Origin of the sequence: Marinobacter sp. F3R08, assembly GCF_018860425.1 — a bacterium.
In the GTDB taxonomy this organism is placed as follows: domain Bacteria; phylum Pseudomonadota; class Gammaproteobacteria; order Pseudomonadales; family Oleiphilaceae; genus Marinobacter.
This window is the reverse complement of the sequence record NZ_JAHKPI010000014.1, coordinates 479,901-495,938: the sequence shown is the minus strand read 5'-3', so window position 1 is coordinate 495,938 and position 16,038 is coordinate 479,901. Positions and strand designations below refer to the sequence as shown.

At 57.1% G+C, this 16,038-nt stretch carries 13 protein-coding genes and 1 pseudogene; 4 read left to right on the top strand and 10 right to left on the bottom strand.

All coding sequences use genetic code 11. The features are described from left to right. The first annotated feature begins 15 nt into the window (after window positions 1-15). A complete protein-coding gene (locus tag KO499_RS05305) occupies window positions 16-1,044 on the top strand; it encodes a metal-dependent hydrolase (protein ID WP_215982660.1) in 1,029 nt (342 codons plus the stop codon). A 5-nt stretch (window positions 1,045-1,049) separates the two neighbouring features. Then, window positions 1,050-1,742, top strand: coding sequence for a pseudouridine synthase (locus KO499_RS05300; RefSeq protein ID WP_215983391.1), 693 nt, complete (start codon window positions 1,050-1,052; stop codon window positions 1,740-1,742). Window positions 1,743-1,745: 3 nt separating this feature from the next. Here the strand turns inward: KO499_RS05300 and KO499_RS05295 are convergent, their stop codons facing one another. The 3 genes from KO499_RS05295 to ilvD form a co-directional block, all read right to left on the bottom strand. Next, window positions 1,746-2,225: an asparaginase domain-containing protein gene (locus KO499_RS05295; protein WP_215982659.1), complete on the bottom strand. Its 480-nt coding sequence runs from the start codon at window positions 2,223-2,225 to the stop codon at window positions 1,746-1,748. Window positions 2,226-2,244: 19 nt separating this feature from the next. Beyond that, on the bottom strand, window positions 2,245-3,189 hold the full coding sequence (pbpG, locus tag KO499_RS05290; protein ID WP_215982658.1) for a D-alanyl-D-alanine endopeptidase: 945 nt from the start codon (window positions 3,187-3,189) through the stop codon (window positions 2,245-2,247). Window positions 3,190-3,401: 212 nt separating this feature from the next. Continuing rightward, window positions 3,402-5,090 carry a dihydroxy-acid dehydratase gene (gene ilvD / locus KO499_RS05285; protein WP_215982657.1) on the bottom strand — a complete coding sequence of 563 codons (1,689 nt, stop codon included), beginning with the start codon at window positions 5,088-5,090 and terminating at the stop codon, window positions 3,402-3,404. A 198-nt stretch (window positions 5,091-5,288) separates the two neighbouring features. On the opposite strand from ilvD, the gene KO499_RS05280 reads away from it, so the two are divergent. Further along, window positions 5,289-7,706, top strand: a complete 2,418-nt coding sequence (locus KO499_RS05280; protein ID WP_215982656.1) for a xylulose 5-phosphate 3-epimerase — start codon at window positions 5,289-5,291, stop codon at window positions 7,704-7,706. Here KO499_RS05280 and KO499_RS05275 read toward each other — a convergent pair. The 5 genes and pseudogenes from KO499_RS05275 to KO499_RS05255 form a co-directional block, all read right to left on the bottom strand. Next, window positions 7,687-10,413 carry a cation-translocating P-type ATPase gene (locus tag KO499_RS05275; protein ID WP_215982655.1) on the bottom strand — a complete coding sequence of 909 codons (2,727 nt, stop codon included), beginning with the start codon at window positions 10,411-10,413 and terminating at the stop codon, window positions 7,687-7,689. The two genes, KO499_RS05280 and KO499_RS05275, sit on opposite strands and share 20 nt — an antisense overlap. Before the next feature lie 106 nt (window positions 10,414-10,519). Further along, window positions 10,520-12,271: an alkaline phosphatase D family protein gene (locus KO499_RS05270; RefSeq protein WP_228339757.1), complete on the bottom strand. Its 1,752-nt coding sequence runs from the start codon at window positions 12,269-12,271 to the stop codon at window positions 10,520-10,522. 212 nt (window positions 12,272-12,483) lie between these two features. Next, a complete protein-coding gene (locus KO499_RS05265) occupies window positions 12,484-13,095 on the bottom strand; it encodes a Yip1 family protein (protein WP_215982654.1) in 612 nt (203 codons plus the stop codon). A gap of 186 nt (window positions 13,096-13,281) precedes the next feature. After that, window positions 13,282-13,854, bottom strand: a complete 573-nt coding sequence (locus KO499_RS05260) for a glutathione S-transferase family protein (protein WP_215982653.1) — start codon at window positions 13,852-13,854, stop codon at window positions 13,282-13,284. 41 nt (window positions 13,855-13,895) lie between these two features. Further along, window positions 13,896-14,149: pseudogene (locus KO499_RS05255) on the bottom strand (hypothetical protein). A 163-nt stretch (window positions 14,150-14,312) separates the two neighbouring features. Here KO499_RS05255 and KO499_RS05250 point away from each other — a divergent pair. Continuing rightward, the gene (locus tag KO499_RS05250; RefSeq protein ID WP_215982652.1) at window positions 14,313-15,116 is read left to right on the top strand and encodes a dienelactone hydrolase family protein; all 804 of its coding nucleotides are present in this window, start codon (window positions 14,313-14,315) and stop codon (window positions 15,114-15,116) included. A 94-nt stretch (window positions 15,117-15,210) separates the two neighbouring features. On the opposite strand, the gene KO499_RS05245 is transcribed toward KO499_RS05250, so the two are convergent. Next, window positions 15,211-15,417 (bottom strand): cold-shock protein, encoded by a 207-nt coding sequence (locus KO499_RS05245; protein ID WP_008172950.1) that lies wholly within the window; start codon window positions 15,415-15,417, stop codon window positions 15,211-15,213. 239 nt (window positions 15,418-15,656) lie between these two features. Next, window positions 15,657-16,037 carry a fluoride efflux transporter CrcB gene (gene crcB / locus KO499_RS05240; RefSeq protein ID WP_215982651.1) on the bottom strand — a complete coding sequence of 127 codons (381 nt, stop codon included), beginning with the start codon at window positions 16,035-16,037 and terminating at the stop codon, window positions 15,657-15,659. Window position 16,038 lies beyond the last annotated feature (1 nt).

Below are 16,038 nucleotides of genomic sequence, written 5' to 3'. Positions count from 1 at the left end.
CGAGACTGATCTGACATGGATTCCATAACCCAGGCCGCTCTGGGTGCCTCCCTGGCCGGTGCCATAGCCGGCAAGACTCTTGGCCGTTCGGCCTTGGTGGCGGGCGCGTTGCTGGGTACCCTGCCGGATCTCGACGTGGTCATCGATTATGGAACGGCGGTGGCCAACTTCACTCAGCACCGCGGGTTCAGCCACTCGCTGTTTATCCTCGCGCCCCTTGCGGTTACCCTGGCCTGGCTGCTGTGGCGCTGGAAACCGCAACTGAGCTTTCAACGGTGGCTCGCAGTAACCGGACTGGTCCTGATTACCCATCCACTGCTGGATACCTTTACCACCTATGGCACCCAACTGTTCTGGCCCATCCGGCCACCGGTCGCCATCAACAGCATTTTCATCATTGATCCCCTCTATACCCTTCCCCTGCTCGTTGGCTGCCTGTTCTTCCTGGCTCGGCCACCGGCAAGGCAGGCTATCGTTACAGGGCTGGCACTATCCACGCTGTACCTGGGCTGGAGTGTACTGGGACAACACCTCATTACCCAACGAGTGCAACCGGCACTTGCAGACGCCGGGCTGGAACACTCCGCGCTTCTGGTGCAACCGATGCCGTTCAGTACCCTGTTGTGGCGCGCCACAGCCCTGCAAGGTGATCAGCGGGTAGAGATCGTGACCGGCTTCCTGGATGGTGACGCCCCCCTGAGCCTTGAATATTTCCCCCGCCGGCAAGATCTCGCGAGGACGGTGGCAAACCTTCCCGACGCACGGCGGCTGGAATGGTTTACCAAAGGCTTTCTGGATTACGATCAGGTGGGTAACCACATTACTGCTACTGACATCCGGTTAGGCATTCCCGGCGCCCACCCTTTCACCTTTGTTCTCGCCGTCCAGAATGGAGAGGGCGTTGCACCCACGACAAGCATCCGCACTCTTCGCCCCGACGTGGATTCTGAAAAGCTGGCTTTGCTCTGGTCTCGCATAACCGGAAAAACCCCGGTGCTTTGTCTCGCCAGCCTGAGCACGCCAGCACAAGGACAAGGCTGCTGAAAACCATGCGCCTGGATTACTTTATTGCCACCAGCACCGAACTCTCCCGAAAGCAGGCGAAACAGGCCATCAGCCGGGGAGAAATAACGGTAAATGATCAGCCCTGCAAAAGCGCCAACACCCGCTTGGCCGGCAATGAAAGAGTAGCCCGGAATGGCGTACCGCTCGTTTTACCGGGCGAACGCTATCTGATGATGAACAAGCCAGCGGGCGTGGTGAGCGCCACAACCGACAGCGACCATCCAACGGCTCTGGACCTGCTGCCTGCAGACATAACCCGGAATCTTCACATTGCCGGCCGCCTGGATGCAGACACCACCGGCTTGTTGTTGTTGACCACTGATGGACAGTGGTCCCACCGGATCACCTCACCGCGAACGGATTGCCCCAAAACCTATCGGGTGACGCTGAACGAGCCGCTGCCAGACTCTGCGGCAAAAGAACTGGAACAAGGCGTGCTCCTGCACAATGACCCGAAGCCTACCCGGCCTGCCCGGATAAAAACTCTTGAAGAACGCATCATTGAGCTGACGATCTCGGAGGGACGCTACCATCAGGTTAAACGTATGATGGCAGCTGTTGGCAACCATGTTGAGGCATTGCATCGTATCCGGATCGGACAAATAGAACTGGATACGGCGCTGAAGCCCGGCGAATACCGGGAACTGACTTGTCAGGAAAAAGGCAGCCTGGACTGAAATTCAGGCTCGCTCAAAACGCTGGGCCTTCAGGTTCTTGCGAACCGCTCCGGCTTCAAACACTTCGCCGTTCATCGCGATATAGACACCCGGTGGCAGCAATTGCACCGACGCCCAGGCAAAACCGATATTGAACACTGCATCAGTCCGGCGCATGCGAGCAGGTTGCATGGCTCCGGTCAACACAATGGTTTTACCTTCAAGGCTGGACAGCACCGAGGCTGTCTCTGCCATGGTGTCGGTGCCATGGGTGATGACAATGCGGTCACAGTCACATTCCTTGGCCGCCGCCAGCACCTGCTGACGATCGTCATCGGTCATCTCCAGACTATCTTTACGCGTCAATTCCCGCAGGCGATAGCCTTCGTGGATATTGGATTCAGACAGTAACTCCGGCAACAGACTATGGCCTACTTCGAACTCGCTGTTGGCATCAAAGTACACCTTGTCGATGGTGCCACCCGTAGTGAAGATCTGGATCATAGCAGAATTCCCTCAAGTGTCAGTTCACGCTGACAGCGCTGTTACCTGCGGTCGCGTAGGCCGCATTCTTTTCCTGTTCGTAACGCCGTGCCGCAGCGGCGACCGAACCCCGGGCACCGGTGTCCAGCCAACGCTTGACCCGCCCGGCATCGCCCATGGGGGAGCGGGTGCCCAGGGAATCCAGAAGCACGGTAACCACTTCCTTGCCGTTCATCTGTGAAATCATGACCAGGCACCGCCCGGCCTCCGCAAGATAACCGGTCTTGCTCAGGGCCACCCCCCAGCTATCCCTGTGAACCAGAGCGTTGGTGTTCCCGAACGACAGGCTGTAACGGGGCATACGAAACTGTCCGCGGAAATACCCTGTCGTGGAATAGGCACGGATTTCCGGATAGTCGGCCGCGGCATTAACCAACCGGACCAGATCTGCGGCGGTTGAAAGGTTCTCGGATGACAGTCCGGTTGGGTCAACAAACCGGGTACCGGTCATACCGAGTTCCCTGGCCTTGGCGTTCATCGCTTCAATAAAGGCATCGAATCCGCCCGGATGGTTTCTTGCCAAAGTGTAGGCGGCGAAGTTTTCGGATGACATCAAGGCTATGCGCAAAACATCCGCACGACGCATCTGTGAGTCAATACGAATCCGGCTGTAGGCATTCGCGGCCGCTGGCGTGTGTCGCTTGTGAAAGGTTAACCATTCGTCCAGCGGTTCTCCGGATTCCAGAACAACCAGTGCAGTCATCACTTTGGTGATCGAGGCTATAGGCACTGGTCGGTCGGCATTCTTGCCAAAGACCAGGTCATTGTCACCGGCCCACGCCACTGCAGCATTCACCGAGGCAAGACTTGGCCCCTGCTCAGCAGCCGGTGTCTCGGCGCCGGATGTCTTTTGATGGGCGCTAAGCAGCCCCGGCAAACACAGCAATACACAAGCCACCAAAGGGGCAAGACCAGACCTTCTCATTTGTACAGATCCTGTGAATGATGCATACCTCGTACGACCAGTTCATCGTCGGGATTTGTGCAGGTGATTGGTTCAAAAAACCACTATACCAGCGAATCCCGGGTTTGATCAGGTGAAACCTTGTTTACCCCGTTGTCATTCAGGCAACGACAGGATGAACCCGTCACGCTCAGGCTGGAGCAACTCCCTGGCCGGTATGGCCAGGGATACTCTCAGGGCAGATCCGTGACCGCACCGTTCGAGGCGGAACCGACCGTGCGCGAATACTTCGCCAGAACACCTCGGGTGAACCTTGGCGCTGGTTTCTGCCAGTTCTCGCGGCGGCGCTCCAGTTCCTGCTCCGCAACATCCAGCTCAATGCTGTTGGCTACCGCATCAATGGTGATGGTGTCGCCATCCTCAACCAGAGCAATGGGCCCACCCTCAGCGGCTTCCGGGGTGATATGACCAACAACAAACCCATGGCTGCCGCCAGAAAAGCGACCATCGGTAATCAGGGCCACATCACTGCCGAGGCCCTTGCCCATAATGGCAGAGGTGGGACTGAGCATTTCCCGCATCCCGGGCCCTCCTTTTGGCCCCTCATAACGAATAACCAGCACATCGCCTGCCACCACGGTGCCGTCCAGAATCCGCTCCTGGGCCTCTTCTTCCGAATGAAATACGCGAGCGCGGCCGGTAAAGTGGGTACCTTCCTTGCCGGTGATCTTGGCGACCCCTCCGGTCGGCGCAAGGTTCCCGAACAGGATTCGCAGATGGCTGTCAGCCTTGATCGGGTTCTCAAAGGCGTGAATGATGTCCTGCCCCTCGGGATAGGGCGCAACGGCGGCCAGATTCTCCGCCAGAGTCTGGCCCGTCACGGTCAGGCAATCGCCATGCAGTAAACCCCGGTCCAGCAGCATTTTCATCAGCGGCTGAATGCCGCCGATGGCCACCAGTTCCGACATCATGTAATGACCGCTTGGACGAAGGTCTGCCAGCACCGGCACCCGCTTGCCGATTTCAACGAAATCTTCCAGCTCCAGATCAACGCCCACTGTGCTGGCCATAGCCAGAAGATGCAGCACTGCATTGGTGGAGCCACCCAGGGCAATCACCACCGTAATGGCATTCTCAAAGGCTTTCCGGGTCATGATGTCGCTGGGTTTGATGTCTTTCTCCAGCAGGTTCAGAACTGCCGCGCCGGCGCCCCGGCAATCCTCCGCCTTGGTATCTGACACCGCATTCTGGGCGGAACTGCCTGGCAGGCTCATACCCATGGCTTCGATGGCCGATGCCATGGTGTTGGCGGTATACATGCCGCCACAGGAGCCCGGACCGGGAATTGCCGTTTCCTCGATCTGCTTGACCTCGATCAGATCCAGATCGCCCCGGGCGTGAGCGCCAACGGCCTCAAACACGGAGATGATATCGGTGTGGTTTTCCCCGGGCATGATGGTGCCTCCATACACGAATACCGAAGGCCGATTCAGGCGAGCCAGCCCCATCATGCAGCCGGGCATATTCTTGTCACAGCCACCGATGGCCACCAGCCCATCAAAACCCTCACAGCCAGCCACGGTTTCAATGGAATCGGCAATCACCTCCCGGGACACCAGGGAATACTTCATGCCCTCGGTGCCATTGGCGATCCCGTCCGATACCGTGATGGTGTTGAAGATCAGCGACTTGCCGCCCGCGTCATCGGCACCAGCCGCCGACGCTTCGGCCAGCTGGTTAATGTGCATATTGCAAGGCGTAAGGTTACTCCACGTAGACGCAATGCCGATCTGGGGCTTGCTGAAATCCTCATCCGTAAACCCGACCGCCCGAAGCATGGCGCGACTGGCAGATTTGCCGATGCCATCAACCACGGGTGCTGAATATTTCCTCCGATTGTCCTGATTCCTGTCTCGCGTCATGGGAGTCTCCTTGTTCAGATGCCTTATCCGGTCAGACTCTCAGAAACCGTGGCATTCGGCAACGTGCAGGCAACCAGATCCTGCCGCTCACCCAGAACCGGTCTCAGAAAAGATGCAGCCCCGACTGACCTGAATCAAGGGCTGTGCCCGGTGGTGGTTTTAGAATCCAATGACACACTGACGCCATGGAGCCATCTCATGTCATTACCCATTCAAACAGCACCGGTGGACCCCACCCATTCAGGCTGTCCGGACTACCGGCGCTGGTGCGATGGCTATGGTGTCATCCATCACAGCGAGACCACGAAACAGAAGGTAAGGCTGCTGTCGGAGCATCTGGTAGAGGCCGGACACCAGCCGGATGCCGCCGCGGTTTACCGTCAGTTGGCCGACCTGGACCGATTAGCCAGTGCCGGTCTGTGGCTGGTGGTTCATATGACCTACGCGCGCCGGGTAGATGTCTCAGGTCAGCCTCTGGCGCCCCAGGATTTCAAAACCAATCCGGAAGGTCACACCGGCGGTGCCCTTAACATGGTGCCGGCTTATGCCGGCTATATGGCACTGAACAATTTAACCGGGCGAACACGGAGCTGGTTGATGGGCCAGGGCCACTGTGTGTCAGCAATTGACGCCCTGAATGTGCTAACCGGAAATCTTCATCCGGAACAGGCGGAACGCTACCGCGGCCCTGACGGTCTCTCCATCCTGGTGGCTGATTTCTACAGCTATCGGCAGACCCCGGATGGCACCATGGCCGCGCCCCTTGGCAGCCATGTGAATCCGCACACCGCGGGCGGCATTCTCGAAGGTGGTTACCTGGGGTTTGCCGAACTCCAATACGCCCACATGCCCCTGCCCGGCGAATCCCTGGTGGCTTTCCTCTCAGACGGTGCCGCTGAGGAACAGCGCGGAAGCGACTGGGTCCCGCGCTGGTGGCGTGCCGAAGACTGCGGTGCCGTCATGCCGGTATTGATTGCCAACGGCCGGCGCATTGAACAGCGAACCGAGCTGGGTACCCGCGAGGGCCTTGAACGCTTTGAGGCGCACCTTGAGCAACGGGGGTTCGTACCGTTCCGTTTTGACGGCCGTGATCCTGCTGCCTTTGTCTGTGCCCTGTATGAAATGGAGCAGGCGCTGGCAGCCAATGGCGAGGCTGTTCTTCAGGGCGACAGTAACTATCCGGCCCGGATGCCATACGGCATTGCAGAAACCACCAAAGGTTACGGATTCTATGGCGCCAGCAGCAATTCGGCCCACAACCTGCCACTGCCCGGCAATCCACGCATTCACGCGCGAGCCCGGGAGTTGTTTAACGAACATGCCGCCAGATTGTGGGTGGCTCCGGACCAACTGCAGAACTGCATCGCCCGGCTGAAACAGCATACCGAGCAATCACGCCCTCTGGAGCGGGACCATGCCCTCGCAACACGCAATCCGCCAGCCCCTGTGATTCCCCGGCTACCATCCAACCCCAACCTCGCCTCTCCCATGCAGGCGGTGGATGACTTTTTCCGGGCATTGGTGAATGAAAACCCGGACCTCAGGGTTCGGGTGGGCAATCCTGACGAGCTGGCCAGCAATCGGCTCGGCGGTGTGCTGAGCCAACTGAAACACCGGGTAAACGATCCCGAAAACGACAAGGAATCGGTGCACGGGAAGATTATCACCGCGTTGAACGAAGAAGCCGTGGTTTCGGCCTGTCTTGCCAATAAAGCAGGGCTGAATCTGGTAGCCAGCTATGAGGCATTCTGCGTAAAGATGCTCGGCGCCATCCGGCAGGAACTGATCTTCGCCCGACACCAGAAAGAAGTGGGCCGACCGGCACGCTGGCTTGGCCTGCCGGTTATCGCCACCTCACATACCTGGGAAAACGGCAAGAACGAGCAATCTCACCAGGACACCACCTTCTGCGAGAGCATGCTCGCAGAGATGAACGATGTGTCCCGGGTTGTGTTTCCCGCCGATTACAACAGCACGCTCGCAGCTTTGCCATCGGTATTCAGCGCACGAGGGCAGATCACCTGTATGGTGATTCCCAAACGGGAGCGGCCCTGTGTCTTTGACAGCACCGAAGCCGACCTTCTGGCCAGACACGGAGCCCTGGTGGTAGATGAAGATACCTCTGCCGGCGAACCGTTGCTGCTCATGGCCAATGGCGCCTATCAGTTATCCGAAACAATACGGGCCTGTGAGCGTCTGCGGGAGACCGGCACCCCATTCCGCCTGGTCTATATCCAGGAACCCGGTCGGTTCCGCCAGCCAAGGGACACCATGGAAGCACAGGCCTGTCTGTCGGAATTCGAAAGGGAACGTCTGTTTCCCCAGCGTATTAATCGGCGAGTTGCTCTCACCCACATGCGCCCTGAAGTATTCCGGGGCCATTTTCATCCGCTGTTTCCGGACCCGTCACAGGCCCGTGTTCTGGGTTACATCAATCGCGGCGGAACACTGAATGAGGCCGGCATGCTGTTTGCCAACGGTTGTTCCTGGGGCCATGCCCTGGCAGCCTGTGCCAGTGTGATGGACAAGCCCCCAGGGGAATGGCTGTCCAGCGCGGAGCTGGCAGCGGTTGAGGGGCGGGGCGATCCAGCCGTAATTACACGGGGCCTGCCCTGAGCAGGCGCTTTCGCAACAACGTTTCGATTTCCAGAATCGCCAGAACCATTAGTCCGGCTGCCACTGCAAAACCGAGCATTTCCAGGCTCAGTGCCCGGGTACCAAAGGTATCGTTGAACCAGGGCACATAGGTAAATAGCAGCTGCAACGCAATCACGCTGGCAACAGCGAGAAGCACAACCGGCGTACCCAACACACCACGGAGGGTAATGGACGCTGAATCCAGGTAACGCACGGCGAACAGATAGAACATCTCCATGGCCACCAGCGTATTGACCGCAAGCGTCCGCGCCGTCTCCTCGTCGCCGTAATGATGGATGGCCCAGTGCCAGGCCGCAAAGATCCCGATCAGGAACAACAAGGAAACAAACACCACACGCCAGATCACAAACCCCTTCAACAATGACTCGTTCCGGGCCCTGGGCATACGTTTCATTACATCCGGTTCCGCGGGCTCAAACGCCAGCGTCATTGCCAAAACCACCGAACTGACCATGTTGACCCAGAGGATCTGCAAGGCGGAAATTGGCAAGGTCAGCCCCAACAGCAAAGCCGTGATCAGGCTAATGGACTCGCCTCCATTTATCGGCAACATAAAGGCAATGCCTTTTTTCAGGTTGCTATAGACGGTTCGCCCCTCGCGCACGGCCGCAGCGATACTGGCGAAGTTATCATCCAGCAAGACTACTGAAGACGCTTCCCGCGCCGCTTCCGAGCCCTTCACTCCCATTGCAATTCCGACATCCGCACGCTTCAGCGCCGGAGCATCGTTCACCCCATCCCCGGTCATGGCCACAACCCCATGCAGGGCCTGAAGCGCGGTTACCAGCCTCAGCTTGTGCTCCGGACTCGTCCGGGCAAAGACATCCACCTCGGCAACGAGATCCCGAAGCTGGCCATCATCCAGTTGGTCCAGCTCCTTACCGGTCAGTACCCGTTCGGTATTTTTCAGACCCAGCTTACGGGCAATAGCGCCGGCCGTAAGGCCGTGATCACCGGTAATCATCTTGACCCGGATGCCCGCATCGTGACACTCCGAAATCGCCCAAATGGCCTCCTGCCTTGGCGGATCAAGAAGCCCGACCAGACCAAGCAGTTCTGCGCCCTGTTCAAGATCCTCAATCGCCAGTTCGCCAATCCCACGCTCTGCCGGTTTTCGGGCCAGGGCCAGCACTCTGAGACCATCGGAGGCCATCTCGGCAATGACCTGCTCCCAGACATTCCGTCGCAGCTCCCGGGCCTCACCGGATTCAGCTACCTCGCTGGCACACATGTCCAGGATTCGCTCCGGCGCTCCCTTCAGGTAGACCACGCTATGCCCATGATGATCATGGTGCAACGTGGCCATGAAGCGATTCTCGGTATCGAAAGGAATTTCATCTTTCCGGGGCCAGTCGGTCGGACTGTTCTCAACATCAAACCGGGCTTTTCGAGCGAAAACCGAAAGCGCCGCCTCCATGGGATCGCCGGTGATTCTGATCTTCCCGGAATCCTGGTGTACATGGGCATCGTTACAAAGTGCCGCTGCCCGGGCAATTTCGTCCAGCAGTGCGGATTCCACCGGCTGTCCCGGTTCACTGCTCACCGCACCATCAAAATCATAGCCTTCGCCGGTCACCTCCAGCCGGGCGCCAGACAACACGACCCGGGTAACCATCATTTCGTTTCGGGTCAGGGTTCCGGTTTTATCCGAACAGATGACCGACACCGCACCCAGGGTTTCAATGACCGGCATTCGACGGACCACCGCCTGGCGACGGGCCATCTGGCGTACACCAATGGCCAGGGTAATGGTAAGAATCGCCGGCAGACCCTCGGGAATGGCAGCAACCGTCAGGCCAACCACTGCCATGAACAGTTCACGAAAGGGCAACCCGCTGAAGACAGATCCACCGACAAAAATCGCAATGCCCGCAAGAATAACGACGATGGACAGGATTCGTGCGAATCTGTCCATCTGTTCCAGCAAAGGGGTTTTCAGGGTTTCAGTCTGGGCAAGCAGACCTGAAATACGGCCGATTTCTGTCCGGGCGCCGGTGCGCACCACAATGCCTCGCCCCGTCCCGGTCGCAACCATGGTGCCCGAAAATGCCATCCCTGACTGATCACCCAAGGCAGCATCCGCAGTGACCGCCTCGGTCGATTTATCAACAGCTTCCGACTCACCGGTGAGGATAGCCTCATCGATTTTCAGATTATGGGATTTTTCCAGACGCAGATCCGCCGGTACACGATCGCCCGGCTCCAGCAACACTGTATCCCCCGGAACCAGACCCGCAGCGTCCACCTGATGCTGTCCATCGGAACGGACCACCCGGGCTTTGGGCGCGAGCATATGACGAATAGCCGACAGGGCCTGCTCGGCTTTTCCTTCCTGGACAAAGCCGACCAGGGTCTGGATAACAACAACGGCGAGAATTACGCCGGCATCTACCCAGTGGCCCAGGATTGCCGTAATTGCTGCGGCCGCTGTCAGCACAAAAATCAGAAAGTTTTTCAGTTGCCGGCCCAACCGGGCCCACGGGCTCCGTGCCCGAGATTCCGGCAGTGCATTAGGGCCGTAGCTGGCCAGACGATGGCGAACCTCATCAGCAGACAGAGGCATCTCTGCGTTCAGTTCCTGTCTGGTTTCAGCAGGCCCTAGCACATGCCATTCCGGCTCCCCCTCCCCGCGTTCGCTGCTTTTCACTTCCACCAATTCGGTCATTCCCTGGAGCTCCCTGTCGTTGCAACAGGACCATTAAACCGAGAAAGAGCCCGATATGGTTTGCGCTGCGTCAAGGACAGAATAGCTAAGGGAACGGCCGCTCGTATTATCCGATGGCTGCCTCCAGCACCGTACGGTTTCCGGCACCGGGTAAGACCCGGCGGGACGCGTTTCGTGCCGCATCGATCTGGTAATCTCTTGATTTTATTGTATCCACAAAATACCAGTCTGACCGGGCCTCTTCCGGAGTAAAGGTAACCAACATATAGCCACGCTGGTTCACATTCAGGTAATCCAGATCATCCACCAGCAAACCAATGGCTTGCTCAGCCCCCTGGATCATGTCATCCGGAATGCCCAGATATTCCTCCAGACCGGGGGATGTAACCGAGGCTGTGGCGAATTCCACGCCAATCTGGTCCCCCTGGATGTCTTTCAGATTATTGGCCCAGGCATTATGGGTGTCCCCCGCCAGCACCACCAGATTCTTGTTCAGCGCCTTGGCGGTACCCAGAACCACCTCCCGTTCATACTGGTAGCCATCCCACGCATCCAGGTTGTAGGGGGCAACCGTATTGATACGTGCCAGTTCCTCGTCAGTCAGAGTCGGATCACCCTGAAGAGCCCTGACCTTGATCTGGGCCAATTCCGCCAGGGTTTCCGGCAGGCCGTCCAACTGCTCCGTAGCGATGCCCACCAGTAATTCGGCGGGCAGGTTCATGCGCCCCATCAGCACCTGCTGCCCCAACACCTGCCAAGTGGCGGTGGAATAACTCAGGGAAGACTGCAACCAGAGCAACTGCTCAGCGCCCAGCAAGGTACGGTTCTGACTGCCAACATCTGCGGTAAAGCGGGCGGCATCCAGCCCTTCTCCGGTAAAATAGTCCATGTAGTCCAGTTGCTGGTCACGACCGATCACACGAGTATCCAGCATGTGCAGGTCCACCAGATTGCCGAATCGGAAGGTCCGGAAAATGGCTTCGTCGCTACCCTCAATCACCGGGCGAATCGGCATCCACTCGAAATAGGCTTTGAGGGCATTGAGCTTACGTTCGGAGAAACTGCCTTCGCCGTCATTATGGTTTTCAGCGCCTTCCTCCCAGGTGTCGTTGGCCACCTCATGATCGTCCCAGACCACGATGAACGGCACCCGGGCATGCAGGGACTGGAGATCCGGATCGGCCCGGTACGCAGCGTAACGCCTGCGATAATCCACCAGTTCAAGCAGCTCCAGATTGTTGTCCTCCGGGAAGGTTCGGCCCAGCGCCTGAGCATCTTGTGCCGCATAACTGCTACCGTCGGAGCTGTATTCGTAGATGTAATCACCCAGATGCACCACGGCATCCAGATCAGTCTGTTTACTGATTTCCCGGTAGACATTGAAATAACCACCCGGGTAGTTCGCACAGGACACCACGGCCAGACGCACGGAGTCGATGCTGCCTTGCGGAAGTGTCCTGGTCAGGCCTACCGGTGACTGGCGATCGGTCGTCTGGAAGCGATAGTAGTAGCTTTGCCCAGGCGCGAGCCCGCGAACATCCACTTTGACAATAAAATCATGGGATTCTGCGGCCTCCGCCGTACCGGAATGCACCAGCGTCTCGAAACTCTCATCGGTCGCTACCTCCCAGGACACACTGACAGGAGCTCCCTGGCCGGTTGCCGGCATTGCCCTGGTCCACAGCATGACGCCGTCGGCAAGAGGATCGCCACTGGCCACTCCATGAGTAAAGCTGATAGTTCGCGTATCAGAGCTGTCCAGCACGCAACCTGCCAGCCCTGTCGACACTACCACCGCCCCCATACTCATGGCCGATGCTTTCAGAAAATCCCGTCGTGTCAGTCGTTTCATTGTCATGTCTTCCCCTGCGTTCGTCCTTCGTAGTACCGGCGTTCTGCGATGTTTGCCGCTACTACTCCAACGAATGAACCTAATCGGACTTCATTAAGAACGCATTGCCAAATTGCGACAGGAGGTTGGCAAAACACGTCAAACACCCTGCAGGGACCAGAAACCACAAAAAAAGGGAGCCTTTGGCTCCCTTTCTTCGGGTCCATTCAGAATCTTCGCTATCCGCTGATGAAGACAGGGCCGACACCCATGTTCCAGAGAATCACAGACCCCACCCGGGTGGAGACCAGGATCACAAGGGCAACCGTCAGTAACGCACCGGCGTACATTACCGCCCGATCCTTTTCGATACCCATAACAATCGGCAAACCGTCATACATCAACCATGCGCCGTAACACGCTGCAATCAGGAAGACGATGGCGTTAAACCAGGGCACCGGATATAGCAGGGCAAAACCCGCCAGAAACAGAGGTGTGCAGGAGTATGCTGCCAGGGCAATCCCGTTGGAGGGGACGTGCTCTTCCTTTGCCCCGTACGTTTTTGCCATCCAGTTGATAGCAAATCCCAGTGCAAAAACCCCCACGAGCATTGCAAAATAGGTAAGCAGACTGAGCTGCATCGCACTGATTTCAGTGAGCTTGATCAACCGTTCATTGCCTACCGTCCAGCCAAAATAAGCCGTCGATATGTAGGCACAGATGGGTGCAACAGCCGCCAGGATGAAGACATAGGCAACGTACACCCTGCGGGGTGTTTCATGTTCTTTTCGTATGGAAGCCCATTCTTCGTCAGGATGGGTGAAGAGCCCGAACGCATGTGACAGGAGCATGGATGATCCCCTCTCTTTTCTATTGTTGGTATGTATACGTACGGAAAGCGGAAACTGTCAGACCAGAAGCCGTTCCTTATTCTTCACTATAGTCAAGAACGGCAATTGCGAAAGGAAAATTGATCAAGAAGTGAACCAGTTTTGCAGCAAGTGTTGGGCGACCGATAGTGACCGGCCGCCCCGAAATCAGGATCGGCGGGGATCGGTCTCGCCAACCCAGGGGTAGTCCCTGTGGCTGTCTCGGTACGCCAACAGACTTTCCACTCCCGAAAAGTCGACAAGCTCCCTGAAATCCAGCCAGTCTATCAGGCAGTACAAACAGATAGCCGGGTAGTTCCAGGATTCGAACTGACCGTCTTCGACCATCGCCGCCAGTGTACGCAAGGTCGTCATGATGCGCTCACGCTGAAGGTTATAGAACATCAGGTCTTGGCTGGTATCAATCCCGGATTTCTCTGAAAGAAGCATGGTGACGGCAGAATCATTGGCACCGTCAATCATGGTCAGCTGGTTCTGCTGGTTCCAGGTTAGCGGGTCGCGGCCCTGCTTGGCGCTGATATAGCGGGCGATAATCCGGGAATCATAGATTTCCTGTCCACCATCCTCAAGGACCGGAATTTTCAGGGTCGGATTGTTGCGACGCAACTCGTCCCGGCCCTCACCATAGATGTTCAGATCGACAAACTCATAGGGTTCTTCATCCAGTAGAATACGAATTCGCCGAACATAAGGTGAAGTGGTGGATCCGATCAGTTTCATTCTGTCTCCGAGTATTTCACGCTCAGGATCCCAACAGGGATTCAGGGTTTGTATATGGATGCCCGGTTCGGGCCCTTATTGGCCAAGGCAGTCACAAAAGGCAAAGTCACGTTATCCAGCGCCGGTGGCGATGTACGCGCCACCGCGCCGGGCATATTTGCCACGCAGTAATGTACCACACCATCAACGATATACGTGGGATCGTCGTGGGAGGTTGCCCGAGAGGTTTCCACGCAGCCCCCTGACCGATCGCAACTTCAACGATAACACTGCCTTCCGGCACGCGACGGATCATATCCCGGGCAATCAATCTGGATGCGGAAGCGCCGGAATTCACGAGTGTCCGGGTGTAGTGTCGTCAAAAGGCCCTATACTGGATTGACAATGGAATCCGTCAATTTAACGGTTCCTGACGTAAAACCGTGAACGCCAAACAACCGTAAGGAGCAGGACACGCTATGACCATTCTGAGCAAGGCGGCGACAACCGCGACCCTGTCACTCACCCTGGCAAGCACGCAAGTGCTGGCAGCAATACAAACCGAAACCGTCGAATACCAGGTTGGCGATGATACCTTTACTGGCTATATGGCCTGGGATAATGAAGTCGGGCAAAAGCGTCCCGGTGTTCTCGTGGTGCATGAATGGTGGGGACACAATGAATTTGCCCGGGATCAGGCTGAGCGACTTGCGGCAGAGGGCTATACCGCTTTTGCCCTGGATATGTATGGCTCAGGCAAGCAGGCAGAGCATCCCGATACCGCCAAACAGTTCATGCAGGAAGCGACCAAGGACATCGAGCAGGTCAAATCACGCTTCATGAAAGCCATGGACATTCTCCAGAGTCATGCAACTGTGGATGCCACGCGCATGGCGGCCCAAGGCTACTGCTTTGGCGGCGCTGTCGTTCTGAATATGGCACGCCTGGGCGTTGATCTGGACGGAGTGGTCAGTTACCACGGAGCCCTGGGAAGCCCGGTCACCGCCGAAGCCGGAGCCGTTAAAACCAGGATCCAGGTCTACACTGGCGGCGCCGACAAGATGGTTCCTGCAGAGCAGGTCGCCGGCCTGGTGAAAGAAATGCAGGACGCGGACGTGGATCTCACCCTGGTAAGTTTCCCCGGAGTACTGCATTCCTTCACCAACCCTGACGCCGACGAGATCGCCGAAACGTTCGGCATGCCGGTTGGTTATGACGAAGCCGCCGCAAACCGTTCCTGGGAGGGCACTCTGCGTTTTTACGAGGCAATTTTCGCACAGTAATACACTCTCCCGCCTCCGGAGACGACGTTTTTCAGCCATAAAAAAAGGCAGCCTAAGCTGCCTTTTTGGCGGTTATTGCCGAATCCATCAGGGATTACAGGGCAACAACGTTCTCCGCCTGAGGACCTTTCTGGCCCTGGGTAACGGTGAACTCAACCTGCTGGCCTTCTGCCAGAGTTTTAAAACCGCTGCCCTGAATAGCGCTGTAGTGAACAAAAACGTCCGGGCCGCCTTCACGAGTGATAAAGCCAAAGCCTTTTGCTTCGTTGAAGAACTTAACAGTACCGGTAGTAGTAGACATACTTAAACTTCCTGAAATCAATCATATTATCTGCCGCCTTTCACCTTTATGGTGCCAGGTCAGCGTTTTGCGGAAATACAGAAATCGCGTAATCAAAAACAGGACGGTCACTACTAACTGCGGAGGTACGTCTTATTCATGAAATGCTTTACTGAATCTTTCCTACGCCTTTCACTTTACTCCTGAATCCAGAGCTTGCCAAGGGTATTTTCGAGAATTTGTGTAGGTAGTGGTACACATCATCCTTTCACCAGGCCAAAGGTGTAAATTCCCAGCGCAGTCATAAGGATGGAGCCCACGACGTGGGCCAGAATACCGGTCAGGGCCATGGCCCATTTGCCATCCTGAATTGCAGCAAACATTTCCAGCGAGAACGTGGAAAAGGTAGTCAATGCACCACACAGACCAGTGATGGCAAACAGACGCCATTCCGGAGCCAGACTGGTGCCGTGACTGAAGAAGCCGATCAGCAGGCCGATCAGCCAACCACCACTGAGGTTGGCCACCAGCGTTCCGTATGGCACGGCATGATAAGCGCTGTTCAGCCACAACCCCAGCAGCCAACGAAGGTTGGCGCCGATGACGGCGCCAACACTCACTGCAACGAAAGACAACCACATT

Excerpts from the sequence above, each read along its gene's own strand:
- KO499_RS05275 (WP_215982655.1), bottom strand. The coding sequence starts at position 10,413 with ATGACCGAATTGGTGGAAGTGAAAAGCAGCGAACGCGGGGAGGGGGAG.
- KO499_RS05280 (WP_215982656.1), top strand. The coding sequence starts at position 5,289 with ATGTCATTACCCATTCAAACAGCACCGGTGGACCCCACCCATTCAGGC.
- crcB (WP_215982651.1), bottom strand. The coding sequence starts at position 16,037 with ATGTGGTTGTCTTTCGTTGCAGTGAGTGTTGGCGCCGTCATCGGCGCC.
- KO499_RS05245 (WP_008172950.1), bottom strand. The coding sequence starts at position 15,417 with ATGTCTACTACTACCGGTACTGTTAAGTTCTTCAACGAAGCAAAAGGC.
- pbpG (WP_215982658.1), bottom strand. The coding sequence starts at position 3,189 with ATGAGAAGGTCTGGTCTTGCCCCTTTGGTGGCTTGTGTATTGCTGTGT.
- ilvD (WP_215982657.1), bottom strand. The coding sequence starts at position 5,090 with ATGACGCGAGACAGGAATCAGGACAATCGGAGGAAATATTCAGCACCC.
- KO499_RS05300 (WP_215983391.1), top strand. The coding sequence starts at position 1,050 with ATGCGCCTGGATTACTTTATTGCCACCAGCACCGAACTCTCCCGAAAG.
- KO499_RS05250 (WP_215982652.1), top strand. The coding sequence starts at position 14,313 with ATGACCATTCTGAGCAAGGCGGCGACAACCGCGACCCTGTCACTCACC.
- KO499_RS05265 (WP_215982654.1), bottom strand. The coding sequence starts at position 13,095 with ATGCTCCTGTCACATGCGTTCGGGCTCTTCACCCATCCTGACGAAGAA.
- KO499_RS05295 (WP_215982659.1), bottom strand. The coding sequence starts at position 2,225 with ATGATCCAGATCTTCACTACGGGTGGCACCATCGACAAGGTGTACTTT.
- KO499_RS05260 (WP_215982653.1), bottom strand. The coding sequence starts at position 13,854 with ATGAAACTGATCGGATCCACCACTTCACCTTATGTTCGGCGAATTCGT.
- KO499_RS05305 (WP_215982660.1), top strand. The coding sequence starts at position 16 with ATGGATTCCATAACCCAGGCCGCTCTGGGTGCCTCCCTGGCCGGTGCC.
- KO499_RS05270 (WP_228339757.1), bottom strand. The coding sequence starts at position 12,271 with ATGACAATGAAACGACTGACACGACGGGATTTTCTGAAAGCATCGGCC.